This is a genomic window from Nodosilinea sp. LEGE 07298 (assembly GCF_015207265.1).
In the GTDB taxonomy this organism is placed as follows: domain Bacteria; phylum Cyanobacteriota; class Cyanobacteriia; order Phormidesmidales; family Phormidesmidaceae; genus Nodosilinea.
Genome location: NZ_JADEXE010000565.1, coordinates 1 through 1,577 on the forward strand (window position 1 = coordinate 1; position 1,577 = coordinate 1,577).

Consider the following 1,577-nt stretch of genomic DNA (forward strand, 5'->3'; position numbering starts at 1 on the left):
CGTGCAGTCGTTCTTCGAAAGGCGACCACTGCTACAGCGCTCATGAACGGGGGTGCTGACCTTCTCTCAGACCCTGCAATCCGCCAATCTAGCTGTCGCGTCACCTCTATGTACTTGACATTTGATAAGCTGTATTTACAAATTCCGGCGGCGCTGCGGCGTACCAATGTGGTTGGCAGCTATGGTTTGCCCCCTGAGGCAGCCGATGCCCTGCCCGTAAGTACCGTCAGCGGATATTTGAATATTTTGGCGGGCGAAGACATTGTTTGGTCAGGCTCCGGTGCTGGGCGACAGCCCCTGCGTCTATCCCTAGACGGAGCGCTAAACCTATCGGGCTGGGTGCTAGAAGGCCGGGCCAACGTGATCGAAGGGGGTGCGCCGGGGTTTAGTCGGGGCGATGTGCGGCTGGTACACGACGACCCACTCAATGCCCTGCGCTACATAGCGGGAGATTTGTCGATTCCGGTGAGTGGTGCGTTTCAGACGGTGGTGCCCCTGGGCGGTATCTCGGTATCTCGCAACTACAGCTTGCAGCCCTATCGCGTTACCCGACCCACGGGAGAATTTACCTTCTTTTTAGAGCGACCTTCGCGGGTAGAAATTTACATTAACGGAGTACGGGTACAGCAGTTGCAGCTAGAGGCGGGGCCTCAAGATATTCGCAATCTGGCTCTCAGCACAGGTGCCAACGACATTCAGCTAATTATTACCGATGACCTGGGACAGGTGCAGCGCCTCGATTTTGCCACCGCCCTGGCCGGTAATTTGTTAGCACCGGGGTTGCAGCAGTTTTCCTACAATCTGGGATTCCCCACCCGAACCTTGGGCGGGCAGCGACAGTACGATTGGAATGAGCCGCAGCTAGCTCTGGCCCATCGCTGGGGAGTCAGCTCAACTCTGACCCTGGGGACCTATGCGCAGCTAACACCCTCCTATCAAATGGTGGAAACCGATGGGGTGTGGGCCTCGGCAATGGGCAACTGGGGTTGGGATGTCGCGGCCAGCCACACGGGCGACTTGGGTACCGGCTTAGCGATGCGATTGCAGTATGAGCTACCCCCTAACCCCCAAGACACCACTAATCGCTCGCTGCGCTTTGCAGCAGAATACCGGAGCGATCGCTTTACTACCCTGGGCGCACTTGGCCCCAGCCCCGACTGGCTCACCCTGTCAGGGTCCTACAGCCAACGCATTTTTGACAACACCAGCTTAAATATTGGCGGCGGTTATCGCCTAGGGCGCAATGGGCCAGATAGCTACACCGCTAACCTGGGCTTGTCTCGCTCCTTCGGCAATGGCCTCAGCGGCAGCGTCAATATTAACCACAGCCGCAATCAGCAGGGACAAGACGAAACTCGTGCTTTTTTAGGCTTGTCTTGGCTAATGTCTCAGCAACGCCAGTCGATTTCGCTCAACACCACGGCTAGCAGTACCGAGACAATGAGCAGTCCTAGTTCCAACTTATTTTGTGTCGGCTTTCCTGGGCAACGGCCTTCTGCCATTTAACGAAGAGGCAATCAGCAGGTTGCGCACCCAGTTGTCGTGATAGCGGAAACCGTTGAGTTGTTCAAAGGGGC

General features: G+C 56.6%; 1 protein-coding gene. It reads left to right on the forward strand.

Features of this window, described 5'->3' with window-relative positions; translation table 11 throughout:
• Positions 1 to 108: 108 nt before the first annotated feature.
• Entirely contained in the window at positions 109 to 1,506 is a 1,398-nt protein-coding gene (locus IQ273_RS33075) for a fimbria/pilus outer membrane usher protein (RefSeq protein ID WP_194027301.1), read from the forward strand.
• Positions 1,507 to 1,577 lie beyond the last annotated feature (71 nt).